Origin of the sequence: Roseibium sp. (genome assembly GCF_965216085.1) — a bacterium.
Taxonomy (GTDB): Bacteria; Pseudomonadota; Alphaproteobacteria; order Rhizobiales; family Stappiaceae; genus Roseibium.
In genome coordinates, this window is record NZ_OZ244138.1 from 4444913 (window position 1) to 4471034 (window position 26122).

25 protein-coding genes are annotated in these 26122 nt (G+C 56.4%); 12 read left to right on the plus strand and 13 right to left on the minus strand.

Annotated elements, in window-relative coordinates:
* Positions 1-16 precede the first annotated feature (16 nt).
* Positions 17-430 (plus strand): TIGR02301 family protein, encoded by a 414-nt coding sequence (locus tag ACOOFE_RS20885; RefSeq protein WP_420411852.1) that lies wholly within the window; start codon positions 17-19, stop codon positions 428-430.
* A gap of 191 nt (positions 431-621) precedes the next feature.
* Positions 622-894, plus strand: coding sequence for a hypothetical protein (locus ACOOFE_RS20890; protein WP_141188139.1), 273 nt, complete (start codon positions 622-624; stop codon positions 892-894).
* Positions 895-981: 87 nt separating this feature from the next.
* Here the strand turns inward: ACOOFE_RS20890 and ACOOFE_RS20895 are convergent, their stop codons facing one another.
* Entirely contained in the window at positions 982-1620 is a 639-nt protein-coding gene (locus ACOOFE_RS20895) for a LysE family translocator (protein WP_420411853.1), read from the minus strand.
* A 174-nt stretch (positions 1621-1794) separates the two neighbouring features.
* Here ACOOFE_RS20895 and ACOOFE_RS20900 point away from each other — a divergent pair, with 174 nt between their 5' ends.
* Complete coding sequence (locus tag ACOOFE_RS20900; protein ID WP_420411854.1) at positions 1795-2481, plus strand: hypothetical protein; 687 nt, start codon at positions 1795-1797, stop codon at positions 2479-2481.
* Between the two features lie 8 nt (positions 2482-2489).
* Here the strand turns inward: ACOOFE_RS20900 and ACOOFE_RS20905 are convergent, their stop codons facing one another.
* The 3 genes from ACOOFE_RS20905 to ACOOFE_RS20915 form a co-directional block, all read right to left on the minus strand.
* The gene (locus tag ACOOFE_RS20905) at positions 2490-3146 is read right to left on the minus strand and encodes a class I SAM-dependent methyltransferase (RefSeq protein ID WP_420411855.1); all 657 of its coding nucleotides are present in this window, start codon (positions 3144-3146) and stop codon (positions 2490-2492) included.
* Between the two features lie 17 nt (positions 3147-3163).
* Complete coding sequence (locus ACOOFE_RS20910; RefSeq protein ID WP_420411856.1) at positions 3164-4426, minus strand: DUF3419 family protein; 1263 nt, start codon at positions 4424-4426, stop codon at positions 3164-3166.
* Between the two features lie 654 nt (positions 4427-5080).
* On the minus strand, positions 5081-6322 hold the full coding sequence (locus ACOOFE_RS20915; protein WP_420411857.1) for a L,D-transpeptidase family protein: 1242 nt from the start codon (positions 6320-6322) through the stop codon (positions 5081-5083).
* A 963-nt stretch (positions 6323-7285) separates the two neighbouring features.
* Between ACOOFE_RS20915 and ACOOFE_RS20920 the strand changes: the two genes are divergently transcribed.
* Positions 7286-7525, plus strand: a complete 240-nt coding sequence (locus ACOOFE_RS20920) for a DUF2061 domain-containing protein (RefSeq protein WP_420415614.1) — start codon at positions 7286-7288, stop codon at positions 7523-7525.
* On the opposite strand, the gene ACOOFE_RS20925 is transcribed toward ACOOFE_RS20920, so the two are convergent.
* The gene (locus ACOOFE_RS20925) at positions 7452-8783 is read right to left on the minus strand and encodes a dihydroorotase (RefSeq protein WP_420411858.1); all 1332 of its coding nucleotides are present in this window, start codon (positions 8781-8783) and stop codon (positions 7452-7454) included. The genes ACOOFE_RS20920 and ACOOFE_RS20925 overlap by 74 nt on opposite strands.
* 173 nt (positions 8784-8956) lie before the next feature.
* On the opposite strand from ACOOFE_RS20925, the gene ACOOFE_RS20930 reads away from it, so the two are divergent.
* The 6 genes from ACOOFE_RS20930 to ACOOFE_RS20955 all read left to right on the plus strand — a co-directional run bounded on the left by ACOOFE_RS20930 (position 8957) and on the right by ACOOFE_RS20955 (position 14277).
* The gene (locus ACOOFE_RS20930) at positions 8957-9847 is read left to right on the plus strand and encodes a YgfZ/GcvT domain-containing protein (protein WP_420411859.1); all 891 of its coding nucleotides are present in this window, start codon (positions 8957-8959) and stop codon (positions 9845-9847) included.
* A 26-nt stretch (positions 9848-9873) separates the two neighbouring features.
* Positions 9874-10536 carry a YfbR-like 5'-deoxynucleotidase gene (locus ACOOFE_RS20935; protein ID WP_420411860.1) on the plus strand — a complete coding sequence of 221 codons (663 nt, stop codon included), beginning with the start codon at positions 9874-9876 and terminating at the stop codon, positions 10534-10536.
* Between the two features lie 55 nt (positions 10537-10591).
* Positions 10592-11095, plus strand: a complete 504-nt coding sequence (locus tag ACOOFE_RS20940; RefSeq protein ID WP_420411861.1) for a tyrosine phosphatase family protein — start codon at positions 10592-10594, stop codon at positions 11093-11095.
* 17 nt (positions 11096-11112) lie between these two features.
* Positions 11113-12096, plus strand: a complete 984-nt coding sequence (locus ACOOFE_RS20945; protein WP_420411862.1) for an NUDIX hydrolase — start codon at positions 11113-11115, stop codon at positions 12094-12096.
* A 297-nt stretch (positions 12097-12393) separates the two neighbouring features.
* Positions 12394-13500, plus strand: coding sequence for a cell wall hydrolase (locus tag ACOOFE_RS20950; protein WP_420411863.1), 1107 nt, complete (start codon positions 12394-12396; stop codon positions 13498-13500).
* A gap of 261 nt (positions 13501-13761) precedes the next feature.
* Positions 13762-14277: a GNAT family N-acetyltransferase gene (locus tag ACOOFE_RS20955; protein ID WP_420411864.1), complete on the plus strand. Its 516-nt coding sequence runs from the start codon at positions 13762-13764 to the stop codon at positions 14275-14277.
* Positions 14278-14280: 3 nt separating this feature from the next.
* On the opposite strand, the gene ACOOFE_RS20960 is transcribed toward ACOOFE_RS20955, so the two are convergent.
* Positions 14281-15336: a GlxA family transcriptional regulator gene (locus ACOOFE_RS20960; RefSeq protein ID WP_420411865.1), complete on the minus strand. Its 1056-nt coding sequence runs from the start codon at positions 15334-15336 to the stop codon at positions 14281-14283.
* Between the two features lie 40 nt (positions 15337-15376).
* Positions 15377-15883 (minus strand): YqhA family protein, encoded by a 507-nt coding sequence (locus ACOOFE_RS20965; protein ID WP_420411866.1) that lies wholly within the window; start codon positions 15881-15883, stop codon positions 15377-15379.
* 210 nt (positions 15884-16093) lie between these two features.
* Here ACOOFE_RS20965 and ACOOFE_RS20970 point away from each other — a divergent pair, with 210 nt between their 5' ends.
* Complete coding sequence (locus ACOOFE_RS20970; protein WP_420411867.1) at positions 16094-16687, plus strand: HupE/UreJ family protein; 594 nt, start codon at positions 16094-16096, stop codon at positions 16685-16687.
* Here ACOOFE_RS20970 and nadC read toward each other — a convergent pair.
* The 3 genes from nadC to nadA all read right to left on the minus strand — a co-directional run bounded on the left by nadC (position 16680) and on the right by nadA (position 20341).
* On the minus strand, positions 16680-17540 hold the full coding sequence (gene nadC, locus ACOOFE_RS20975) for a carboxylating nicotinate-nucleotide diphosphorylase (protein ID WP_420411868.1): 861 nt from the start codon (positions 17538-17540) through the stop codon (positions 16680-16682). The two genes, ACOOFE_RS20970 and nadC, sit on opposite strands and share 8 nt — an antisense overlap.
* A gap of 14 nt (positions 17541-17554) precedes the next feature.
* Complete coding sequence (locus ACOOFE_RS20980) at positions 17555-19159, minus strand: L-aspartate oxidase (protein WP_420411869.1); 1605 nt, start codon at positions 19157-19159, stop codon at positions 17555-17557.
* A gap of 99 nt (positions 19160-19258) precedes the next feature.
* Positions 19259-20341: a quinolinate synthase NadA gene (gene nadA, locus ACOOFE_RS20985; protein ID WP_420411870.1), complete on the minus strand. Its 1083-nt coding sequence runs from the start codon at positions 20339-20341 to the stop codon at positions 19259-19261.
* Between the two features lie 416 nt (positions 20342-20757).
* Between nadA and ACOOFE_RS20990 the strand changes: the two genes are divergently transcribed.
* Positions 20758-21993 (plus strand): MFS transporter, encoded by a 1236-nt coding sequence (locus ACOOFE_RS20990; RefSeq protein ID WP_420411871.1) that lies wholly within the window; start codon positions 20758-20760, stop codon positions 21991-21993.
* 42 nt (positions 21994-22035) lie between these two features.
* Here the strand turns inward: ACOOFE_RS20990 and ACOOFE_RS20995 are convergent, their stop codons facing one another.
* The 3 genes from ACOOFE_RS20995 to glyS all read right to left on the minus strand — a co-directional run bounded on the left by ACOOFE_RS20995 (position 22036) and on the right by glyS (position 25714).
* A complete protein-coding gene (locus tag ACOOFE_RS20995) occupies positions 22036-22674 on the minus strand; it encodes a hypothetical protein (protein WP_420411872.1) in 639 nt (212 codons plus the stop codon).
* Between the two features lie 451 nt (positions 22675-23125).
* A complete protein-coding gene (locus tag ACOOFE_RS21000; RefSeq protein WP_420411873.1) occupies positions 23126-23566 on the minus strand; it encodes a 6,7-dimethyl-8-ribityllumazine synthase in 441 nt (146 codons plus the stop codon).
* A 60-nt stretch (positions 23567-23626) separates the two neighbouring features.
* Positions 23627-25714: a glycine--tRNA ligase subunit beta gene (gene glyS, locus ACOOFE_RS21005; RefSeq protein ID WP_420411874.1), complete on the minus strand. Its 2088-nt coding sequence runs from the start codon at positions 25712-25714 to the stop codon at positions 23627-23629.
* Positions 25715-26122 lie beyond the last annotated feature (408 nt).

Sequence of the window (26122 nt, forward strand, 5' to 3'; positions counted from 1 at the left end):
GGCGCATGATCGCCGCATGATTACAAAAACACCACAATTCGGCATCTTGTCCGCCGCCGTTCTGGCGGCGTGTGTTGTTCTGTCATCTGCAAATGCAGCCCCTGCGCAAGAGGCGACCGGCGTGGAAGCGCCACCCTATGAACCGCAGTTGATGCGCCTTTCCGAGATATTCGGAGCCTTGCATTACTTGCGCCCGCTGTGCGGGGAAAGTGATACACCGACCTGGCGCGACAGAATGGAAGACTTTCTGGACGCAGAAACGCGGGATGAAAATAGACGCCGCAGGTTCATTGAGCGTTTTAATCAAGGTTACCGCGGATTTTCCGTTGCGTATCAAGACTGTACTGAGGCCGCGCGTCTCGCCATGGCACAGTATTTGGACCAAGGTGAGGTCATCATCACCGACGTTACCAGCCGGTACGGCCGTTAGGTCCGGCACTTTTTTCCTATTCGTTATCTATTCGTAAACTTTTTGCATCAAATTTGTGGGTGGCCGTTAAGTTTGTGTTCACGGTTGCTTATCAGCCCGGTTCGCCGTGCTAGGATCAGTTCAAGAGATTCGGGAAAGGAGCATGTAGGGGCCTCCCTCTTGCATGCTGGGAAAAACCGGTAAGGGAACGAATGATCAACGACGATTATGCCGAAGCGGCAATGGAAGCCGAATTTGCCGAAGATGAGGATATCCGGCGCGCTGCGCTCGGGTTTATTTCGGAAGCTTGGTCTGAGGCAATTGCCAATGGTGTTGATGCCGACGCCGTTGCACATGCTGCCATGTTTACAGCGCTCGCAGACCTGGTCGCAGCCTATGGCGAAGATGCCGTTGCCAAACTGGCGGAAGGCCTGCCGGACCGCATTCAGCGCGGCGACTACACTGTGAACCGCATCCTTCAATAGGACCGGCGCCAAGTTGAAGTCAGAAGAAGGCCGGATCATCCGGCCTTTTTGAGTCTTTGGTTTTCACCTCGGCTGAACAGGTGATTTTCAAGCCAGCAGATCAAACGCCAGTTTCAGGTAAATCAGGCTGCCGAACAGCATCAAAATTGCTCCGGCAATGTGATTGGCGCGATCTAACCATGCGTCATCAATGCGCGACTTGTATCGGGTTACAAGGGCTGAGATTGTCACCCACCAAGTGCAGGCACCTGCAGCGACACCTGCAACCATCAACAACGCTCCGATGTAATCGCCATGTGCGGGCCTGAAATGCCCCAATCCACCAAAGATCGCTATGAATGCCAGGATCGTTCCCGGGTTTGTAATGGCCATCAAAAACGCGGCCGTAGCATCTCCCAAAAACCCGTGTTCTTTGCCGTCATCACCGCCATTTAGATGCGGATGGGTATTCCAGATCTTCAAACCGAAGATGAACAACAGAGCCCCACCGACGACCTCGATCAGATCAATTTGGCCTTCAATGAAGCCGGTGACTGTCGAAACCCCGAAAATCGCTGCGATAGCGTAAAGCGTGTCAGCCACAACGGCCCCGAGGCCGACATACACTCCGTGCCGAAAACCGCTCTTAATGGCGTGCTGGATCGCCATCACGTTCACCGGCCCGACCGGGGCGGTGGTGATGATGCCAATAAAAAAGCCGATCAGCACATATTCCAGAAACGCCACAGGCTATCCTTGATCTATTTATCGTCGCCCGGATTGGGAAAGTTGAAGTTCGATACCGCTGTGGCTGGAACACCACAAGCGTATGTTTCTCGTACCTTACTGTTTTCACCCTGTCATGAATTGATTATGGAAAGACGGAATATGCGATAGCGCGGATGCAGAGGAGGTCATGCAATGAAATGGTCAACCGTTGGAACTTGCATGATAGTCCTATTGGCCGCTGGCAACGCAGTGGCAAAGACAGTGAATGTCGAAACGATCGAGATCTCACCGGCGCAGGACAACACCGCAGCGACGCCTGATATTTTGCCGCTGCCGGAACTGCCTGGCGGCAGCGATGCCCCGCTCGAAACCGAGGCAGAAGCTTCCGATGAGCCACCGGCAGACCTTGTTGAGAAACCGCAAGTTCTCTACGACACATCCTACCTGCCAAAACCTGTTGCCCGCATGCACTCCCAGATGATGGAAACCGCCCTATCCGGCGATATCAACCGAATGCGTATTATTCTGGAGAGCAACGAGGTCATGCCGACCTTGTCGTTTGGCGAAATCGAAGACCCGATCGATTTTTTAAAAGAAAGCTCCGGTGACGGCGAAGGTTTTGAAGTCCTAGCAATCCTTGCCGATACATTGGACGCTGGTTTTGTGCATGTGGATGTCGGCACGCCGCAGGAAATGTATGTTTGGCCGTATTTTGCCCGCTACCCGCTGCATCAGCTGACACCGGATGAAAAGGTCGAATTGTTCCGCATTGTGACTTCCGCCGATTTTGACGAAATGGAGCAATTCGGTGCCTGGACGTTTTATCGGGTGGGCATCGGGCCGGACGGCACCTTGCATTATTTTGTTGCCGGCGACTGACAGCAATTTCATCCGTCTTTTCGAATTTCCGCCGTCACTGCATAGCCACGGTACAAGGGTGCATAGCGGTAAGTGGCTCCTGAATTTTCTGCTAGGCTTTCCAGTTCGCTTTTTAGATCTGCGCGCGGTGTCACGTGGAATGACGCCAGCCACTTCAACAAAAGACTTTTAAACCAGCCGGGCAGACGTTCCTGCAGACCAAAGTCGACGATGTGAATTCGCCCGCCTGGCGCCAGATGGGTTAATCCGGCGGACAAAGCCTCCCGCCAGATCGGCATCATCGACAAGGTGTAAGAGAAAAACACCCGGTCAAATTCAGTAATGCCCAAGGGGTTGATGGCATCCGGATCGGACGCATCGCCCTGGATCAAGGTAATGCGATCTTCCAGTCCCGCCTTTTCAATGTTTGTCCGGGCTGTCTGCAGCATGTGGTTCGAGATATCGAGACCATAAAATTGGACGGTCGGATAGCATTTGGCTGCTGCAATCAGATTGCGACCTGTCCCGCATCCGAGCTCCAGGACAACACCATCGTCCGGTGGTGCCAGATCCCGGATCAGAAGATCCCGGCCGAGCAGATAATACTTGCGGGTCAGATCATAAAAATGGCGCTGATGGCGGTAAACCGCATCCATCAGATGCGCGGTTTCAGCTGTATCGCTCATGGCTCGCCCGAACCGCTCTATCCGTTGTAAACGTAGAGGTGGAAACCGCCATAGATGGACGAGCGGTCCTGCCGGCCTAGCTCCAGGCTCTCTTCGGCCTGATAGGTCCAGCGGTCCAGGATCGCATCCGCAACGCGGCCGGGCAGCAAACTCGGCTCGGCGGCTGTGCGGAAGACAACCCGGGCACCGGGACGCGCCGTCCGGGTGATTTCGCTCCACAGCGCGTTGAGCTGGTGATCGGTCATCCAATCCTGCGCATCAAGCAGCACATAAGCATCGAGTGTATCTTCCTCGACGCTCTGCAGATGCTCGGTGAAATTCCGGTTCAACACACGCACCCGGCCAGCGCGCTCGCGGATGTCGTCGAAATGGTCTCGCTTTAGATAGGGCGGCAGCGGTCCGGATTTGCCACTGCTCTCACCGCTCTGCGGGGCATAACCGCGGCCGAAGGCCTGCCAGGCGAAGTAGTTATCCGACATGGAGAAATCGCAGGCGAGTTTCTCAAGACGTTCCTTCAAGACCGCAGACATGTTGCCGTCAGCATTGCCAGACACCAATGCATCATATTGCGCAGGCGGAATACCGAGGCCATAGAGTGACATTTTTTTGGAGGTTGCCCAGCGCACCAAACGTTTGTCGAACAAAGGCGCAAGAGCCGTGTCAAAGAAACTGCGCTGCTCTTCCAACGACTTCGCCCGGACCATACGTTTCGGATCAATGCCATAAAGGCGGGCGACAAGGTGACCGGCGCCGATGCAATAGCCCAGGAGACCATGATGATAGAGGTCGCGGGAGAACAGGGTGATGCGCTTGCGGCCCCAGTTGGCAAGATCCCGGCCTTCCCAATAGTGCACCGTTTCCGGATCGAGATTGGCTTTCAAAAAGCGCTCGTAGGCGGCGATGTTTGCCTTTTCGTCGGCCTCGCCGAAAAAGCGATAGAACGTTTCGTAGTTCGGAAAATACTTGGCCGCCGCCAGTTTCAACCGGCCGAGCGCCACATGGGCACGGTTGAGATCAACGGCTGTGATCTCCGCCGGATTGGCTGTCAAATAGGACATGACATTGCAGCCGCCAGAGGCGATGGCCACCATCCGGCTGTCCGGGGTCAAGCGCAAAGCCTTCATGTCGACATCCGGATCTTCCCAGATCTGCGGATAGACCAGGCCTTTGAAGGCAAAAGTGAAGAGGCGCTCCAAGATGCCGTCCCGAGAGGACGCTTCGGAGCGGTGAACCGCATTTTTCAGCCGCTTCTTGGATGCAGTCAACGCGCTTTGAGCCATCTTGCTCTCCCGGATCGCAGTTGGAAAGTTCCCTTGCGATACGGGATAGTGACGACAGTTTGGTGACGTTCTCGGCAGATTTGTCGGGTTATCCGGATAATCGTTTTGCGGCCGAATACGTGGAATTAGGGCACCCGTCTTTTTGCGCCGGACTATCGACTAGAAGAAGATTAAGAGCATAGGCAGCTTTAACAGACCGGAATGTCGCCCACGAAATGGAAACCGATCGCCCCCCCCCGAGCCATAGCTGTCCGGTTAAGCTCTTGACGGAAGGGAGCGCAGAATTCGGGAGCTGTTTTTTTACCCCAGCGAAGGCTGGGGTCTAGTAACCTCATGAAATAGCTTTGTTTTTCGATAGCTCACGGCACGGAGTACTGGGTCCCAGCCTGCGCTGGGACGACAATTGAGAGTGTTTACTGCGTTTCTAGGGTCTTTCAAAAGTCGAAATACTGACATGAATTCAGTCGCTTGAAGGGCTTCACCAGATCCAAACCGGACCGCAGTGCCTCCGAGCGGGGAACCACTCTCATTTCTGCATGTTGAAGGTCTCGCGTTTTTTAACCGCTGCTCTGCGAACGAATGGATCCCCGCACAAGGCGGGGATGACCGGTACGAGCGTGTTTTCGCGACAATCTTTTGCGATTGCTGTGTTTTTTACCGCGTGATGACAACGAAGTCCGTGCCCAGACCGGTGTTTCGCTTGAAACTGCGGTCGGTCACCATCAGGGACGTGCCCGGCGTCAGCAACTTGGAAATGTCAGCGGCCACCTTTTGCGGAATATCCAAACGGTCCAGGATATCGCGGGACGCGCCACCGCGTTCGCCTTCTGCGGAGACTGCCATCCATGCCACCTTAGGATCACCTTGCTCGAAATCGAGCGCGGTGAACACATGAGTGCCGATATCTTTCAAAGAACCGCTCACAGACACCGGAGCCTTGTAGATGTCACGGAATTTCCGGCGTACGCGCAGCATGGCATTGCGTGGTTTTTCGTATCCGGCATCGCGGTAAATCTTTACCTCCAGACTGTCAGTGATCTCACCAGTCAGCGGTAGTTCCAAGTCTTCTTGATAAATGCTGATAGCCGTCCGTGTCATGCGGCCAATGATCCCGTCCACCGGACCTGCGTTATAGCCCATTTCATTCAAGAGGCGTTGCAGAGTCTTGATTTTGTTCGGGGCCTTTTGCGGCGTGATGATCATCCGCAGCGGCTGGTCGAAATGCGGGTTTTCCGGCAGGGCATTCGGCAGCGGCGTCTCCAGAATAGCCGGCTGGATCGCGCCGCGCAGAGCCGGGTCCATGGCGATATTCTGTGCCGACAGGCTGGCAACTTCCGTCGTCGGCAGGAGCGGCTGCGGCAGCACATCGTGGTTGACGAGTGCAGGCGTCGCCAGTGCACGGGTGACAACCACATGATTGCCGCGGGCGGTCATCCCAAAGATCGATTTGGCAAAACTGCGCGGCAGACGAATGCAGCCGTGGGACGCCGGATAACCGGGCAGCTTGCCTTGGTGCAAGGCGATGCCCGACCAGGTCAACCGCTGCATGAACGGCATCGGCGCATTGTCATAGAGGTTGGAAAAGTGCTTGCGCCGCTTTTCCAAAATGGAGAACACGCCGGTCGGTGTGCTGTTGCCACGTTTACCAGAGGAAATCGGAGACGTTTCGACAAGGTCCGTACCGCGATAGACATCGATCCGCTGCTCGTCGAGCGACACCAGAAAATGCAGCGGATGTTCGGGTTCGAGCTCAGCAGGCGCGGTTTTCTCTGTGTCATTTGCAAAAGAGACCGAGCAAGCCGTTGCAGTTAAGAGTGCAGCGCCAGCCAGCCGCGAAATACCGGTCGCTGCCTGACGTGCAGACGCAGTTTTACTATGAAAATAGGACAAAAACATTCTTGAGCTCCCCAACGCAATACCATCCAGCCCTTCGGAAACCTTACAGTTGAGCCGTGTATTTTAGGTTAGGACATAGGGTTACCAATTGGTTGCCTAACCTCATTGTTCTGAATTCTGACATTTTAGGCAGTTTCAAACTGTTATTCACATCACAAATTGTACACGTTCTTCGCAGCCGTCCTGGTTTCGTGTCAGCTGGCCATCTCATTTAGAGTTGGACAGTTTGCAATCACTGAACCTGATAAGTGGCGGCCGCAGACACGTTTGTCATCAACTCACTGCTTTGATGACGGCTATAGGGATGGCAAGCCTCTGCCACACGCACCGTCGTCATTGCCCGGCTTGACCGGGTAATCCATGCCGTGAGGGAGCCGCAAACAGGGCCGTGCTGTTTGGAGACGCAACGGGATGGATCCTCGGGTCAAGCCCGAGGATGACGTCGTGGGAGGAGAAACCTTGCCCGCAATAATGGACCGTCATCCCGGACGAAACGCAAGTGGAGATCCGGGAACCGCTCGTTCGCAGAGCCTCGGAAAAGAACCCTCTATTGCTGCGGCAAGCGGAGGGGCGAGTGGGTCCCGGCTCGATGGCCGGGACGACAGCAGTCGCAAGACCTCTCAGTCTCGAGTTCCCGCATGAGGTACGCGGTCTAGAGCCTGTCCGTACCAGAGCCTCCTCTGTTTCGGCATTTCCCCGGTTCAAGTCCCGACGGCGCGGTTTTGAGTTGTGCGCCGGTTTCATCCCAAGAACGATTTTCAAGCAGGTGCGTTTAGTCAACAAACTTATTTTTTTTCTGCAAACTTTAAAATTTGCAGCGAAGATACGGAATTCTCAAACGTTCAGAGTGAGCGTAAGACGAAGGAAATTTCTTCATTAAGTTCAGACGGCTCCCTTCATATGGAGACACAAAAGCGTACGCTTCTCAAAGCGGTCACTTGGCAGTCGCTGGGTGTTTTGACGATGACACTGCTGGCCTTGCCGCACACCGGATCATTGGCGGCGGCGATAACCGTTGCGACCAGTTCTTGTGCATTGGGCTTTATAACATTCTTTGTGCATGAGCGGCTTTGGAGCCGGGTGAGCTGGGGCACTGCGCATTCGGCACAGCGCCCAACAACCGAGGCCTTTAGCGCTTCAAGCCGTCCTGAAAGACAACAGCTTCCCCCTGAGATGGGGTCGCAAGATCACCGTCCCACATGACCTGCTTACCGCGCACAATCGTGCCTACCGGCCAACCGGTGACCTCTTTGCCATCATACGGCGTCCAACCGCATTTCGACGCGATCCACTCATTGCGGATCGTTTCCTTGCGCTTCAAGTCAACTACGGTGAAGTCTGCATCATAGCCAACCGCAATCCGTCCCTTGCGCGCAGTTTGGAACAGGCGTGCGGGTCCTGCGCTGGTCATGTCGACAAACCGGGCCAGGCTCAAACGGCCGGCGTTGATATGGTCGAGCATAATCGGCACCAGGGTTTGAACCCCGGTCATGCCGGATGGCGACTTCGGATAGGGCTGCTGCTTTTCTTCCAGAAGATGCGGCGCATGGTCAGAGCCGAAGATATCTAGAATACCCTGCTCCAAACCCCACCACAGGCGCTCGGAGTGGCGCGGTGCGCGCACCGGTGGGTTCATCTGCACCAGAGTTCCAAGACGGTGATAGGCCTCATCGGTCAGGGTCAGGTGGTGCGGGGTGACCTCAATTGAGGCGACATCCTTGTGCGGGATCAGAAAATCAACTTCTTCCGCGGTAGACAAATGCAGAATGTGGATCTTGGCGCTGACTTCGCGGGCAATACGAACAAGACGCTCGGTACACTGAAGCGCGGCGATTTCATCACGCCAGATCGGGTGCGAGCTCGGATCGTTTTCAACACGCTCGCCCTGGCGGTCGCGCAGGCGGAATTCATCTTCTGAGTGGAAGGCTGCCCGGCGGCGGGTGGCTGACAGAATGTCCCGCACGCCCTGATCGTCTTCAACCAGCAGATCACCAGTGGACGAGCCCATGAACACCTTGATGCCAGCGGCCGCCGGTAGGCGCTCAAGGTCCGGAATGTCCTTGACGTTTTCGCGTGTGCCGCCAACCCAGAAGGCGAAGTCGCAGTGCATCCGGTGATGGCCGCGTTTCACCTTATCGGCCAGTGCAGTTTCGGACGTGGTCAGCGGATTGGTGTTCGGCATTTCAAACACCGAAGTGACACCGCCCATGACCGCTGCACGGGAGCCGCTTTCCAGATCTTCTTTGTGGTCAAGTCCCGGCTCGCGGAAGTGGACCTGGGTGTCCATCACACCCGGCAGAACATGAAGACCGGTACAATCGATCACTTCGCCTGCCCGGCTGGCGTCCAGCGACCCTATCTCAATGATCCGACCATCGCGGATCCCGACATCACGAAGACCCTCCCCGTCCTGATTGACTACTGTTCCGCCTTTCAGGATCAGATCGAACGCCGCGCTCATCGGGCACCTCCAGATTTGGGATAGAAATTTTAGGATCTGCGGCGCTTATACGTTGCAATTTCCCAAAGGGCCAGAGCTGCTTTTTATTGGCGCACCTTGCCCCCATGCGTGAAAACGCCTATCTGCCGCTGAAAGACATTTTGCTATTCAAAAATCCTAGGAGCGCTTCGCCCGTGACAGCCCCTTTTATTGCCCGTCTCGACGATCGCAGCCTGATCCGGGTTTCCGGTCCGGAGGCGCAGCATTTTCTGCAGAACCTGGTCACCGCGGACATTGATGAGCTGGAGGCGCCCGGAGCGACCCTCTCCGCGCTTCTGACACCCCAGGGCAAGATCCTGTTTGATTTCCTGATTTACAAAACAGAAGACGGCTATTTGATCGATACGCCCAAGGAGACATCTGCCGACCTCTTGAAGCGCCTGACCTTCTACCGGCTGCGCGCCAAGGTGGATCTTGTAGTTGTTGATCCGGAAACCAGTGTCTTTGCCATATGGGGCGGTGAAATCAAAGCACCTGAAGAAGCAGATTTCCTCGTCACCGATCCCCGCGTTGCGGCGCTTGGCCAACGGCTGGTCGGCGGTGCAAACCTAATTGAGAGCAGCGGAGCCGTCACGACAGATCTGAGCGCCTGTGATGCACACCGGATTTCCCTTGGCGTGCCGGAGGGTTTAAAGGACTTCGACTATTCCGACATCTTCCCGCATGACGCGGATTTGGACCAGCTCGGCGGCGTGTCTTTCAAAAAAGGCTGTTATGTCGGTCAGGAAGTCGTCTCCCGGGTCCAGCACCGAGGCACGGCCCGCAAACGGTTCATCCAGATCAAAAGCGCAAGCGCCCTGCCTGAAAAAGGTACAGCCGTGATGGCAGGCGGCAAAAGCGTTGGCGAAATCGGCTCGTCCACAACGATCGCCGGTGAAGGCCGGGCACTTGCCATCGTGCGTCTTGACAAGGTCCATCAGGCAATCGAAAACGGCCTCCCACTGACCTGCGGTGACGTGGCTGTATCCGTGAGCTTGCCCGATTGGGCGGATTTCGGTTGGCCGGAGCCCAGTGCGGCGGATTAAACGTTACGCCATCAAACAGAGGTTCAATGTCCCCCTCCCGTTCCGATGAGCCGCCCCGCGCCTGGCAACGTATGCTGTCCGGACGCCGCCTCAATCTGCTTGATCCCTCTCCGCTCGACGTCGAGATCTCCGACATCGCTCACGGCCTTGCCCGTGTGGCGCGGTGGAACGGACAGACATATGGCGATCATGCGTTTTCGGTCGCCGAACACTCGCTGATCGTTGAAGATATCGCGCTGAGCATAAAGCCGGATCTGTCGCCCGACTGGCGGCTGGCGATCCTTTTGCACGATGCACCAGAGTATGTCATCGGTGACATGATTTCCCCGTTTAAAACGGTGATCGGCGAAGCCTATAAGGCCGTCGAGAGCCGGCTTCAGGGTGCCATACATCTGCGCTTTGGGTTGCCCGCGGAAATGCCGCAAACCATCAAGAAGCTGTGCAAACGGGCTGACATCATCTGCGCGTTTTTCGAGGCGGTGGAACTGGCCGGATTTGACGACAAGGAAGCTGCGAAGATCTTCGGCCGCCCGCGGGGATATCCGCTCAATGAAGATGGCGTGATGCGTTATGGTTTGACACCCTTGCCGGTGGCCAAGGCCGAAACGCTGTTTATGGAGCGTTTTGACGCCATCGAAGCCCTTCGTGAAGCGGGGAAAAAAGAAAAGAACCGCCGGCCCGGCAGGTGACTTTCTCATAAATAAGCCTACCCTATTTGGCACTGTCTATCCGCCAGGTACTTGAATGCTGCATGTGTGTTCCCTCTCAAGATTGAGCGACACGGTTGAAGAAACCGGAGCAAAGTCTCTCGTCACCCTGATCAACGCCGAAATGGAGGTGCCCACCCCTCCCGGTATTTCGCCAGGCCGGCATTTGAACCTGTCGTTCAATGATATTCCCGCTCCCGTGCAAGGGCTTATCCCGCCGGGGGAAGCGCATGTCCGGCAGTTGCTGGAGTTCGTCAGGGCTTGGGACCAGGCATCGCCAATGGTGATCCATTGCTGGGCTGGCATCAGCCGCTCCACCGCTGGGGCCTATGTCACCGCTTGCGCGCTTAATCCGGAAGCAGATGAATATGAAACCGCCAGCACTTTGCGCCGGCAATCGCCGTCAGCAACGCCCAATCCCAGAATTGTTGCCATGGCGGACAAAATCCTAGATCGTGACGGCCGGATGATTGACGCTATTCGCGGAATCGGGCGCGGTGCAAATGCCTTTGAAGGCGCCCCCTTTATCATGCCGATTTGACCGACCCAGGAGCCTTTATGCCGCACCGGCACGCCAGCATCGAAATCGGACTGAATGCCGTCATTGTTTCGGTGGGCGGAGGCATGCCGCAAATCGTGCATGTGGAAGCACCTGAAAAAAGCACGGCCGACAGCTTGCCTTTCGGCCCGTTTGATCCGCTGCATCACCGGACATTTGAAATCGGCCTCAGAGCCTGGGTGGAAAACCAGACGGCTCTTCGTTTGGGATACATAGAACAGCTCTACACCTTCGGTGACCGCGGCCGGCACCGGGTGACCGGGGACGAAGGCCCGCATGTGGTGTCTGTCGGGTATTTGGCACTCACCCGGCAAACACCAGGATCTGAAGACACGCTTGCGAAACATCACTCCGCCTGGCGTTCCTGGTACGACTATTTCCCGTGGGAAGATTGGCGCGCCGGCCGGCCTGAGCTGCTGGACACGGACATGCTGCCGGCACTTGAAGCCTGGGCCGATGAGCCCCCGGAAGACGGCGAACCGCCGCGGCCTCTGGACCGAAATGAACGCATCATGCTGGCATTTGGCACGGGCGGTGCGGATTGGGATGAAGAACGCGCCCTGGAGCGATTTGAACTTCTTTATGAAGCAGGGCTCGTCGCCGAAGCCAAGCGCGATGGACGTCCAACAGCCTTGAAACGGGCTGAAATACCGGCCTTTGGCGCGGTCATGGGTTTTGATCACCGCAGGGTTCTTGCCACAGCAATCTCAAGACTGCGTGGCAAACTGAAATACCGGCCCGTGATCTTCGAATTGATGCCGGCCACTTTCACATTAACGGATCTGCAGAACTCGGTGGAAGCCATTTCAGGACGGCACCTGCACAAGCAGAATTTCCGCCGCCTGGTGGAAAACGCGGATCTTGTGGAACCGACCGGTGCGACCTCTACGGCAACCGGCGGACGGCCCGCAGCCTTGTTCCGTTTTAAACATCAACTCTTGAGCGAACGTCCCGCGCCCGGACTGCGAGTCGGCGGACGCTGATTAACTATATTTTCCGGATTACTGAGCCTCGAACAAAGAAATTCTGCCAATTTCAAGCTTATTAACGGTCTTTCAAGGTTAAGCAGACATCTTCTCTTTCAGAGCTGACGTTTACACAGCGTTAGCAAAATCCGATCCGGCGTATTCGGACGGCGTGTATTGAGTTGGAGTTGGCTGCGTATGTCTGGCCTTAAGTCCCGCGAAGTAAAGCGGTTTTCTTCTCGTCAAATGCGAAGATCTCAAAGCACGCGTAAGCGTGCCCGTGTGTTATCCCGAGCATTGCTTGCAAGCCCGTTTGTGTTTTTCGGTCTCCAAGGATCGGTCGGTGAACAGGACATTTTTGCCCTGATCAACGCCAAACACAATGAAACGCCGCGCTGGATGATGGCTCTGGAACCTGCGCGCTATACATCGCGGATCGCAGCGAAACTGGATCTGGCCACACCGCCTGTGCCCGACCACACCACAGCTCCATTGTTGACTTTGACGTCCGCCGACAAGGACTTCGATGCCAAACCCATTCTTGGGTTGGAAGATATTGCCCGCAGCGTCCGCCCCGACACTGTTCCAGAAGGCATCAAAACGAACACCTCCGCAAAAGGCGATCGCAAAATAACAATGGCGCCTGACCGGCATATGGTCGACCGGGCAGCTGGCAATCTCTACACCATGTCCAATCTGGTCTTGACCGAAAAGAAACACGAAGACCTGCCGCGCGTTGCCTTCGTGAAGCCTGAGCTGGTGAACGACAAGTCTGGTGCTGACGGCACCTCGCCTGGCGCCCCGATCGACCTGCAAGCCTTGATGGCAAGAAACGCGGCGGCTGCGAGCTTCTCTCTGGTGTCCGCTTACGCCCCAGACTCGGTTAAAGAAACCAAAGACCCATTTGACGCGCTGTTCGGCGCAGCAAAATACGAACAAGACCCGCCGCCGGCAGAGGATCCGGACAATCCGCATTGGTGGGCGCAAAAACCATTGCCCCTGTCTGTTGGCACCCGCAAGGAGCAGAAGTGCCTTGCAGAAGCCATTTATTTCGAGGCTCGTGGTGAAGAGGAAGAAGGTCAGGTCGCAGTGGCCCAGGTTGTTCTGAACCGGGTGAAAAATCCGTCCTACCCGAACTCTATCTGCGGTGTGGTTTATCAAAACAAACATAAGCGTAACCGCTGCCAGTTCTCCTTTGCCTGCGATGGCATTCGCGACCGGATCGCTAGCCCGGGCGCCTGGAAAACCGCGCAGCGCCTGTCCAAAGAAGTGCTCGACGGCAAGCGCTATTTGAAGATGGTTGACGCTTCGACCCACTACCATGCGGATTACGTCAACCCGCGGTGGGCAAAGTCCATGGCCAAACGCGGCAAGATCGGCCTGCACATTTTCTATAAGACCTATGCCGGCGGCTGGAACTGATCCAGCCGCACTGGTTTTCCATCACTGCCAGATGTTTTCCGCTTGAGGCTGTCTCAGCCTTATTCCAGCCAATGGAAAAACACAAAACCTGCAATGAGCGGTGTCTAAACTTGTTCTAGCCCAACTGCAGGATGCTCGAAGAGCGCAATTGCGGCAATCTGTATTCACGCGCCAGATGTTAGGCATTTCTGCCAAAAACTCCTTCATTGAATATGTAATCATTGATAAAGTTGACAGTACTGTTCCCATCGGAGATCAATTGTGCCCCCTGTCAGCCCGGTCCAAGCCGCCTCAGACGCTCCCATTATTCCAGGTATTCTGGATCTGGTGCAGCGGTCCTTTGCCTATATGGAACCGCGGATTAACCCACCCTCATCCATGTCCCGGCTGACCGCGGCCTCAATTAAGGAGCAGTGTATGTCGGGTGAAGTCTGGACAATCGGAGAACGGCCAGATGCATGCATTTTTCTAACCGATAAGGAAGACTGCCTTTACATCGGCAAGCTGGCGGTTCGCGAAGACATGCGCGGACAGGGATATGCGAAAAAACTGATCGAGCTTGCTGCCGGCCGCGCCCGCTGCAAAGGGCTGCCGGCCCTGGAGCTCAACACACGGATTGAGCTGGTTGAAAACCACCAAGCATTTCAAAGGTTAGGTTTTGCCAAGATTGCCGAAGGCCGGCACGATGGGTTTTCTGAGCCGACTTACATAGTGATGCGGAAGTATCTTGAGAATTTGCGGTCCAATCAAAATACACCAGCCGCCCAGCAAAGCTAAGGATCATCCTTTCCGGCTGCGGATCCGGCCCGTGGCCTGCCGGTCTTCAATCGGGCTCTTGCCATGCAGGGCCCGGTAGCGCTTTGCGAAATGGGATGCATTTGCGAACCCGCAAGCGACCGCAATCTCAACCATCGGCATCGTTGTCCGGCACACCAGCCGTTGGGCGATATCCAGGCGGAGTTTGCTGTAGTAGCTTAAGGGCGCACATCCGAGATACTGCTGGAAATCCCTTTGAAGCTGACGCGGGCTGACATTCAGTTTGTCCGCCAGCTGTTGTTGCGACAGGGTTTCTCCGACATTTTCCGTCATCAACTCGATACACCGGCGCAGGCGGCGCGGGATCAAGTTCAGTTCGTCCCGCATGAGCGTGTTTTGCCGCTCGCTGCCGGACCTCATGTCCTGGTGGAGAGCAATACTGGCAACGTCGCTGGCAATCGCCCCGCCGTGCAATTCCGCGATGTAACCGATCATCAGATCCAGGGCTGTGGTCCCGCCAGCACATGTTAAGAACCGGCCATCCGCCTGGATCAGGCTGTCCACCAGTCCGGCTTCTGGAAACTGTTCTTTGAAGAGATCAGCATACTCCCAGTGGATCGTGCATTGCCGCCCATTAAGGAGCCCAAGGCCGGCCAGCACATAGGCGCCGGTACAGATACCGGCAATGCGGGTTTGCCGCTGCGCGAATTGGCGGATCATGTTTTTATGGGACGGCTCCAAGACATTTTGTTCAACATCGTCACTGCTGCAAACCGCCAGCAGATCGACATCCGCAACATCTCTTAAGGCACAATCCGCCCGAACCACGCCGCCGGAGCTGGCCAGCGCATCCCGGCCATCGATGGTGCAGCAGATGTAGTTGAACGCCTTGCGCTTCATGATCTTGTTGGCAATCCGCAAGGGCTCAATTGCGGAGGAGAAAGACAACAGTGAAAAATTGTCGAGCAACAAAAAGCAGATTTCAGTGACGGCCGGCTGCTCGCCTTCTTTTATAGCGCTATGGCCTGGAGCTTGTGACCGGGCCAAATCGTCTGGACCATCAATGGGATATTGAGGCATTTGGCCCCCGAATGCTTTTTTCTGACGAATTGGCCTCAAACTATCTTTCGTTCGTTTCGAGCACATTCGTAACGATGTAAGTCGCCAGCAAGACCAGGTGGAAGCCAAACAGAGCGGCAACCTGAAGCGGGGTCGTTTTTGAGAACTCCAATAGCTCCCCCAGTACATGGATCGACGAAATGATGATGATCGTCGACACGATCCGGTGCTTCATGCGGCGGTAGGCCTTCTGTCCCCGTTGCACATAGTCCTCACCGTGGGCCGACGCCTTGATCCGGAAGGTATTGTAGGTGTTTGTCGCCACCATGATCACGAGGTTCGCGATAAACACCATATCCAGCATGTTGAGGATCAAAAGAATGGTCTTCTTCCGATCCATGAATTCATACGTCGCAATCGCTTCATAAATGTCGACAAAGAAGGTGATCAGAAACAGCACCATACCAATCGCCAAACCGATCAACAGGGGGATCTGTGCCGCCCGTGTTAGACGGGTGACCACATCCATGGTTTTATCGGTGTCAGTGCTGTTCTGGGTCTCACTCATGACCTGATTTCCAATTCCTAACTGCCAGAACCCTAATCATGGCGAGCGCTCCGTTCAATCTGAAAAGTAGCGCGCTTATGCCTTGGTAACCCGATTTCATTTGAATTTCCAAAGACCTTGGAATCAGTCATAACCCCATGGGCTCTCAATGCCCGCATGTAAGGTGCGACCCACTCCGGGGCACCTGAAAGACCAAACAAAGGATCACACATGACCAAACGGATTTCCCTTGCCGCGGCGTTCGCCGCGCTTACTGCCTCGCCCGCTTTTGCGCATCTTGACCCTGCGGCTCACGGCTCCTTTGCCGCCGGTTTCACGCATCCGATTTTTGGCTTGGACCATGTTCTTGCAATGATTGCTGTCGGCCTGTGGGCGGCCCTGCTTGGCGGACGCAGTGTCTGGCTATTGCCGAGCACATTTGTCGGTGCAATGTTGATTGGCTTTGCCGTGTCCATGGCGGGCCTGCCCTTGCCCTATGTCGAGCCGACCATTCTTGCCTCGGTCGTGGTTCTCGGCCTTGTCGTGGCGCTTGCGCTGCGCTTGCCCACCTGGCTCAGTGTCGTTCTGATCGCCGTGTTTGGAACCTGCCATGGTCATGCCCATGGCGGTGAAATGGGCAGTGCGGGGCTGTTTGGCTATGCGGCCGGTTTTGTCCTTGCCACAGCTATTTTGCACGCAGCCGGCATTCTGATTGGTTACGGCGCGCATGTTTCGGCCGGCCGCCAAGCTTCGGCAGCCCGCACAATTATTCGTGCCTTGGGCGCGGCAACAGCGGCGGGCGGCGTTCTACTCGCCGTTAGCTGATTTCGATATCAAGACCAAGATCGAGAACCGGGGCCGAATGGGTGATCCAGCCTGATGAAATCAGGTCCACCCCGGCCTCGGCCACGGCTTTCACCGTATCCAACTCGATCCCGCCAGAGGCCTCCAACAGTGCCTTGCCACCGGCAATCGCGACGGCGTCGCGCAACATGTCCGGCGCCATATTGTCCAGCATCACAACATCCGGTCCGGCGCCCAATGCCTGCTTAAGCTGATCGAGCGTGTCGACCTCGACCTCGATCTTGACCAGGTGCCCAGCATAGGCTTTTGCAGCTTCCACAGCTTCAACAACACCGCCCGCTACCGCGATATGGTTGTCCTTGATCAGGATCGCATCATCCAGGCCAAAACGGTGATTGGAGCCGCCGCCGCATTTGACCGCGTATTTTTCAAACGCCCGCAGGCCTGGTGTCGTCTTACGAGTGCAAACAATCGACGCCTTGGTGTGGGCGATCTGATCGGCAAATAGCGCTGTTGCGCTGGCAATTCCGGACAAATGGCCCAGGAAATTCAGCGCGACACGTTCTGCTGACAAAAGAGCCCTGGCGGGACCTTCGATCCGGGCAACAACGTCGCCGGGCTCCAATCTGTCACCGTCCTGTTTGACGACATCAACCGAGAGGTCTCCATCCGTTTGACGGAATGCGCTTTCAGCAAGAGCTATGCCCGCCAGTACACCGGGTTTGCGTGCGGCGATGACCGCATTGGCGGTTGCCGTTGCCGGAATGGTTGCCTGGCTGGTGATGTCCCCGGCCCGGCCCCAATCTTCCAAGAGCGCAGCTTTGACGGCGTCATCCACCATCAGACGTGGCAGGACGGGCAAATTGTTTGGCATTCAAACGCTCCTGATCAAGCGGCCGTTTCGAGGGTGTCGGCCACAAGTGCGTTGACTTCTTTCAAAGTCGTGTAGGACCGTTTCGCCATCGTCGTGTTTTCATCCGGATAATCTGTGCGGAAATGACCGCCCCGGCTTTCTTCGCGTTTCAAGGCCGCGGCGGCGATGATTTTGCCGGTCACCATCATGTTTTGGATGGATTGGCGGATGCAAACCTGCTCAGCCTTCTGGATGTCGGCCAGCGCTTTGGCGAGCCCCTCCCGGTTCCGCAGGACACCAACGTTTTCAGACAACGTCTTGCGCAGAACCGTGATCGCCTCACGTTCTTCAATGTTTCGCTGGCTTGGAAGGCCTGGTGCTGCGTCCATCTCATCCCAGAAGGCGCTGCGCGGCGTTGGCATAAGGCCCTGAATGTCTTCGGCAATACGGGCCGCAAACACAACCGCCTCAAGAAGGGAATTGGAGGCCAGCCGATTGGCGCCATGGGCACCGGTGCTGGCGACTTCGCCGGCCGCCCAAAGATTGTCGAGCGATGTCCGCCCGTTGGCATCCGTCAAAACACCGCCCATGTGATAATGCTCGGCAGGCGCAACCGGCAGCAGATCTTTGACTGGATCCAGGCCGGCGCTTTGAGCCGCGGCAAACACGGTCGGGAAATCATCTTGGAAGCGCGTGCCGATGGTCTCCCGGCAATCCAGGTACGCGCCTCGGCCTTCGGCAAGTTCGTTGTGAATGGCCCTTGCAACAACATCGCGCGGTGCCAGCTCCAAATCGGCATGCTGGCCGTCCATGAACCGCTCTCCGGCCTTGTTGACCAGGATCGCGCCTTCACCGCGCAGGGCTTCTGTGGCCAGCGGCGCTGGATCCGAGCCAACGTCAAGCGCGGTCGGGTGAAACTGCACAAATTCGGCATCCGCAATCACGGCACCGGCCCGTGCGGCCATCGCCAATCCGTGGCCATTTGCTTCGGGCGGATTGGTGGTCATGCCGTAGAGATGACCGATGCCCCCAGAGGCCAGAACAACGGCCTTTGCCGGAAACGCCATCCGCTCCAGCCCCCCCCGGCGGCGGGCCAAAACACCCGTCACATAACGACCTTCACCGATAAAGCTCTCGCCGATGTAGCCTTCGAGAACCCTGATCGACGGCGTGTTGCGCACGGCCGTGATCAACGCATCCATGATCGCCTTGCCGGCCATGTCGCCGCGCACACGGACCACCCTGCTATGAGAGTGGGCTGCTTCACGAGACAGCTGTAACCGGCCTTCCAGATCCTGGTCGAATGGAACCCCGTAAGACAACAGATCCCGCACCCGTTCGCCGCTTTCGCGGGTCATCTGATCGACAATCTTTTCTTCGCAAATGCCGCAGCCAGCGGCCAAGGTGTCATCGCGGTGTTTTTCGACCGAATCCTGTTCGGAAATTGCCGCAGCAATGCCGCCTTGCGCCCAAGCGGACGACGCCCCCTGCCCGATCGGCGCATTGGAGATGATCGTGACCGGTCTCGGGCTTAGTTTCAGTGCACAGAAAAGCCCCGCCAGGCCACCACCCAGAATAACGACGTCATCAACATCCTTACCGGGATAGGCAGGTACAAAATCATCGATCGAGATGGCCATGGAAACATCCTGGATGTGTCTGGGTCAGGCCCAGAAATAGCTTCCGGGCCGAAGCCCGGAAGATGTCGTTTCATTTGTGGCTGACCTATACCCGGACGGTCAGATTTTCAAGTTGATCATGCGCTCGACAGCAACGCGCGCTTTGTCGGCGATGACCGGATCAACAACAACCTCTTCTTTCATCTCCAGAAGGCTGTCGAGGATCTTGTCGAGCGTGATGCGCTTCATGTGCGGGCACAGGTTGCACGGCCGGATGAAGTTCACCTCCGGTGTTTCGCTGGCGACATTATCCGCCATGGAACACTCGGTGATCATCATCACTTTTTCCGGCTGCTTGGTTTTCACCCAATCGATCATATGCGCAGTAGACCCGGCAAAGTCGGCTTCCGCCACAACTTCCGGCGGGCATTCCGGGTGGGCAATGATTTTTACGTCTGGCTCGATCTTACGGTAGTCGCGTAGCTCTTGAGCGGTGAAACGCTCGTGGACTTCACAGGCGCCATCCCAGATCAAGACTTCCACATCGGTCTTGTTGCCAACGTTGGCCGCCAGGTATTTGTCCGGGATCAGGAACACCTTGTCGGTGCCGAAGCTTTCCACCACCTGCAGCGCATTGGAAGAGGTGCAGCAGATGTCGCACTCCGCCTTCACGTCCGCGGACGTGTTTACATAAGTGATAATCGGAATACCCGGGTTGCGTTCGCGCAGTCCGCGCACATCCGCACCGGTGATGGATTCTGCCAGCGAACAGCCAGCTTTCATGTCCGGGATCAACACGGTCTTTTCCGGGCTGAGGATCTTGGAGGTTTCCGCCATGAAGTGCACGCCGCACTGAATGATCACCTCAGCGTCCGTCCGGGTCGCCTCGATGGCCAACTGCAGGCTGTCGCCGACAATGTCGGAAACGCCGTGATAGATATCCGGCGTCATATAATTGTGCGCCAGAATGACCGCGTTGCGCTCTTTCTTCAGCTGGTTGATCGCGTGGATCGTCGGCGCCAGCGCCGGCCACTCGATCGCCGGGATGATGTGCTTGACCTTCTCGTAGATCGGCGCGGTCGCCTTGGCGACCTCAGGCGTGTAGCTGAGATCTGGCCGGGGCAACTTGCCATACCGCTCAAGGGCCGACAGGCCAGTCTGGATCGGTGCGCCAACCGGGGCAGATGTTTGGGCGATGGTCATGGCGACCTCCCTCTAAATCTTTGCAAACGCCGGGTTTTCCTGCCGGCACTCACTTATACTCAACTTGAGCATATTAAGGTCAAAAGAAAACGGGCTTACGCCCATCTCTTTTGCTCGTTCGGAGTTTATATAGGGAGTTTTGCCGTCGAAATCCATCACTTTCTGCCAAAATGCGACACTTCACCCCACAAACGACTGAGTTCTCTCGCCGAATTCAGCAGAAAATCAAGCTGGCTAAAGACTGATGGAAACGTCTCACACCACTCGTTCACGCTCACGTTTTCTGGCGAGGACTACGTTCGAAAACAGTCGGCATCATGATCCATTCCTAAGATTGATGTATTGATCAAAATAACACGTTTGGCTGATCGAAGCTGGCGGACTATTCTATCGTAAATTCACGATACGAGGTTTTGATGTCGTCAGCATCTTCTCAGGCCCGCACCGGCCCCAACATTCCTTTGGTAATTGCCTGCGGCTGCCTGATTGCGCTGATTTCCTTCGGGCCGCGCTCTGCGATGGGCCTGTTCTTCCAGCCGATGACGGAAGCCCGCGACTGGAGCCGGGAGATTTTCGCTCTCGCCATTGCGATCCAGAACCTCGTCTGGGGCATTGGCCAGCCAATCGCCGGCATGATGGCCGACCGCTTCGGAACCTGGAAGACGATGGCATTGGGCACAGCCCTTTATGTGGCCGGGCTGCTGATGATGGTCGACGCGGAAAGCGCTGTTGCGCTTCATGTTTCGGCTGGTCTTCTGATCGGATTGGGCATCGCCTTTTCATCATTTTCGCTGGTGTTGGCCTCATTCGGCCGTACGGTTTCTCCGGAACAGCGCTCGCTCGCCTTCGGCATCGGCACGGCGTCCGGATCCCTCGGCCAGTTCCTGTTTGCCCCGCTCGGCGGCGCATTGATCGCCGGGATCGGCTGGCAGCAAACCCTGATCGTCTTTGCTGGTCTGGCCGCGGTGATTCCGTTGTTGGCGATCGCCTTGAAGGGCAAAGCTGACCAGACCGCTTCTGCCGCACAGCCTGCCGCTGATCAGAGTTTGACGGCTGCCATGGCGGAAGCCTTTGGCACCCGCGGATTCATTTTGCTCACCATCGGTTTTTTTGTCTGCGGCTTCCATGTGGCCTTCATCACGGTGCATCTGCCGCCTTACATCGCCGATCTTGGACTTGATCCAGCCTGGGGCGCGACGGCCATCGCATTGATCGGCCTGTGCAACATCATCGGCTCTTTGGCCTCCGGTTACATCGGCGGGCGCTACTCCAAGCCGATTTTCCTGTCGCTGATTTATTTGGCGCGTGCGGTCGTTATTTTCGGTTTCATCATGCTGCCGGTGACACCACTTACGGTGCTGGTTTTCTCCGGGCTGATGGGCCTCTTGTGGCTGTCAACCGTCCCGCCGACCTCCGGTCTGGTCGCAGTCATGTTCGGCCCGCGCTACATGGCGACCCTCTTCGGTTTCGTTTTCTTGTCCCACCAGGTCGGCTCGTTCCTCGGCGTCTGGCTCGGTGGCAAGCTCTACGATGAAACCGGCTCTTATGACGCCATCTGGTGGATGGGCATCGCCCTCGGCATCGCCGCCGCGATTATCCACTGGCCTATCCAGGAAAAACCGGTTCCCCGGCTCGCTGAGGCAGCGGAATAAGAAAGGGCGGGCTTCGGCCCGCCAACTTCCGCAGTTGAGCAACTATCCGCACCAGTGATCCAGACCAAACCGGGGTTCTGCGCCTTTGCTAGCAGGGACAAATCCAACCCGATTGCCCCGCCTCGGCTTGACAGAACGTACCAACCCAAATCTGCCCAGATATATTAGGTTCTTGTAATACTTAGACGCAGGCATCGATGTGATGTTTTCACCAAGTTGAGACGGTTCAATATAGTTCCAAAGACCCCGCCCACTTGGGTCAAATGCCTCTCGTTCCTTAAAGCCGCTGAGTTTTATGAGCTTTTCACCAAACTCGTTGTGTGCTGGAAGGTCAATTTTATAACAACCACCTTCCATAGTCCCGTCTGCTTCGTTGAACTTGTATGCTCCGTATCCAAGTCCGAAGTAGAATTCTTTGCTATCTGCTGTTCGGTATATCGACACACCAGAATTGTAAGGTTTATCATAGAGTTCGTACCCAACAGTTGTTAGCATCCCTATGGACCATGCTTCAGCTGGTAGGACTTTAAACTTTTGATGCATACTCCGCCCCCAGGACATGCTGTAGGTGATCTCGTATTCAGTTCCCTTCAACGGTATTGTCACCGAATGAGATCTTGTTGGGCCGAAGCATGAATAAAGAAGGCCTGCAACTATCAATAGCCCTATTGCGATCCGCATATGTTTGTTCTTTCAACCGCCTTAAAAGCGGCAGTTGAACTGGCGGTTGTGACGTAATTCAAGCCATTTTTTGAAAAGAGTTGGGTTTTCCGTTTGCGAAAGCTGATCCATGCCCGATCATCACGCTTGGCGTTGTCGCCGCATTCCTCCATTGGCCGATCCAGGAAAAGCCGGTTCCAAGACTGGCCGAGGCGGCTGCAGAATAGATTTGCCACAGTGTTTCTGGAAACACAAAAGGTCATAACCTGCATGAGCTGGTTATGACCTTTGCTTGAGCCACCAATCCAATCGTTCACCCAGCTCATCCCCGACGCAGCCCGGCTGCGAGCGGGGATCCACTCGGTTGCAGAGCCTCTCAAATAAATTCAGAGGTCGCGACAAGTGGGGATGGCATTGGATCCCCGCACAGTGGCGGGGATGACCGCTGAACGTTTTCGGACTGCCCTGCGCCTCAGCCCTCTAGGCTCGCCCGGGTTTTGCCGATCATCAGCGCCGCTTCGGCTGCTTCTCGACCTTTTTCAACGAAGTGGTCCTTATAGATCCCGATGTGGTGCTCGGTCGGCTGGAAATGGTGCGGCGTCAGGGACACCGACAGCACCGGAACATTGCTGTCCATGCCAGCCTGCATCAGACCACTGACAACGGCTTGAGCCACGAAATCGTGCCGGTAGATGCCGCCGTCGACCACCAATGCAGCCGCCACGACGGCAGCATATTTGCCGCTGTTGGCAAGGTCACGGGCCAGAAGCGGCATTTCGAAGGCGCCCGGCACTGTAAAGACATCGACCTGATCAGCCGGGACGGTTTCACAAAACCCGTCCAGCGCGCGGTCGACAATTTCGGAATGCCAGTTGGCCTTGATAAAGGCGTAGCGGGTCGGTGTTGCAGTCACGTCAGTTTCCTTTGGGCAACGAATTTGTATGGGCCATCTATTGTGGCCCGATGAGAAGGCTTAACCGGCCACTTTTGAGAAATCGGCGACCACATGGGTCGCGTCGCGGATTTCGGAGAGGAGCTGCAGGCGGTTCATGCGCAGCACCGGGTCGTCGGCGTTGACCAGAATGTCCCCAAAGAACGTGTCGACCGGTGCGCGCAGTTTGGAAAGTGCTTCCATCGCGCCTTCAAAGTTTTCTTCCCTAATCGCGTCGGCGGCGTCCGCCCGGGCTGTATCGATGGCGGAAGCCAGATCGATCTCGGCTTGCTCTTGCAGATGATCCGCATGCGGCTTGCCGGAAACCGGTTTGCCGTCCTTCTTCTCTTCTGCTTTCAGGATGTTGACAGCGCGCTTGTAGCCGGCGAGCAGGTTGGTGCCATCGTCTGAGGAAACAAAGGCGCCGAGGGCTTCGACCCGCTTGACCACCATCAGAAGATCGTCCTGGTCGTCCAATGCAAAGACCGCGTCGATCAAATCGTGGCGCGCGCCTTCGTCCTTCAGATGGACCTTCAGGCGGTCCGCAAGGAACGACAAGAGATCGGCAACAAGAGCCTCAGCATTGTCTGTCTTTGCTGACTGAGCGTTCAGTGCCGACAGGATCAGCTCACCCAGTTTCAGGCGCAGATTGTTCTCCAGAACGATCCGGATCACACCAAGCGCGGCACGGCGCAGCGCATAAGGATCCTTGGAGCCGGTCGGTTTTTCGTCAATCGCCCAGAACCCGGCGAGCAGATCGAGCTTTTCCGCCAGGGCAACAGAAACCGCGACCGGATCGGCCGGCACGCTGTCTGATGGCCCCTGCGGCTTGTAGTGCTCTTCGACCGCTATTGCGACGGACGCATCTTCGCCCTGTGCCGTTGCATAATACCGGCCCATCAAGCCCTGGAGTTCCGGGAATTCGAAGACCATCGCGGAAACAAGATCGGCCTTGGCAAGTTCTGCCCCGCGTTTGGCTTTTTCTGCGTCTGCCCCAACCAGCGGCGCCAATTCGGCGGAGAGCGCGATCAGACGCTGTACCCGTTCGCCAACGCTGCCGAGCTTTTCGTGGAATTTCACATCCGACAGCTTCGGCAAATTGTCGGTGAGTTTGGTCTTCAGATCGCTCTGCCAGAAGAACTGCGCGTCCGAAAGGCGCGCGCGGATCACCTTCTCATTGCCTGCGATGATCAGCTTGCCATCGTCCGGAGCCACGATGTTGGAGATCAGGACGAACTTGTTGGCAAGTTTTCCGGTATTCGGGTCCTTCAGCACGAAGCACTTCTGGTTGACCTTGATGGTCAGCTGAATGCACTCATCCGGAATTTCCAGAAACGCTTCGTCAAAAGAGCCCGTCAGCACCACCGGCCATTCGACAAGCCCGGCGACTTCTTCCAGAAGGCCCGGATCTTCGACCAGCTCCAGGCCGAGCGCCAGCGCCCGGTCTTTTGCGTCGGCCAGGATGATCTCCTTGCGCCGATCCGCGTCGAGCACCACTTTATGCTTTTCAAGCCCGGTCGCGTAGTCGTCGAAGCGGCGGACCTCGAAGGCTGTGTCAGCCAGGAAGCGGTGGCCGCGTGTGGTTTTACCGGATTGAATGCCGTCAAACTCGAACGGCACAACGTCGGGCTCTTCGGTTTCCGGTCCGAAGGTTGCGATGATCGAATGCAGCGGCCGCACCCAGCGGGTCGACGTTGTGCCCCAGCGCATGGATTTCGGCCACGGGAAGTTGCGCAGGATACCCGGCATGAACTCACCAATGATATCGATGGCGGACCGGCCCGGCTTTTCGATCACGGCAACATAGAAGTCACCCTTTTTCGGGTCGGTCTGGATCGTGGCATCGTCGATGGAGGAGAGCCCTGCCCCACGTAAAAACCCTTCGACTGCCTTTTCCGGCGCGCCAACGCGCGGACCTTTCCGCTCTTCTCGGGTCGCGGCAGAGCCAGCAGGCACACCGGCGACATGCAAAGCCAGACGGCGCGGCGTTGCAAAGGCTTTGGCGCCTTCATAGGGCAAACCGGCATCCACCAGGGCATTGGTCACAAGCGTTTTCAGGTCCTCGGCCGCTTTGCGCTGCATGCGGGCCGGAATTTCTTCGCTGAACAGCTCAAGCAGAAGATCGGGCATAGGGTCAAAAGCCTTCGGTCAAGGCGGCGAAGAGCCACCAGAAATCAGTTGTGCGTCGGTTAGCAAGTCAGCCGCGACTTGTCACCCCCTGATACCGCAGGACTATCACATATGAGCCGAACGGCTTGCCAAAGAGCGTCAAGTAACCTCTTCCATTGGGAGAGGCCAGCGCGTGCGCCGGGTGAGGGATCAGATCTTCCAAAGGATTTTTGACTTTTGTCCCCTCACCCCAGCCCTCTCCCAACGGGAGAGGGAGTGCTGCGCTGACAAGACTGGCCAACCTCAAAGGAGAAGGCTCAAGGTGTTTTAAAAAAAGCTCGGGTTGGCACCAGGGGCCGCCGCACCTCCTCACTGTCATCCCGGACGACTGTAAGGAGAGCCGGGATCTACTCTCATGTCCGCTTGCCG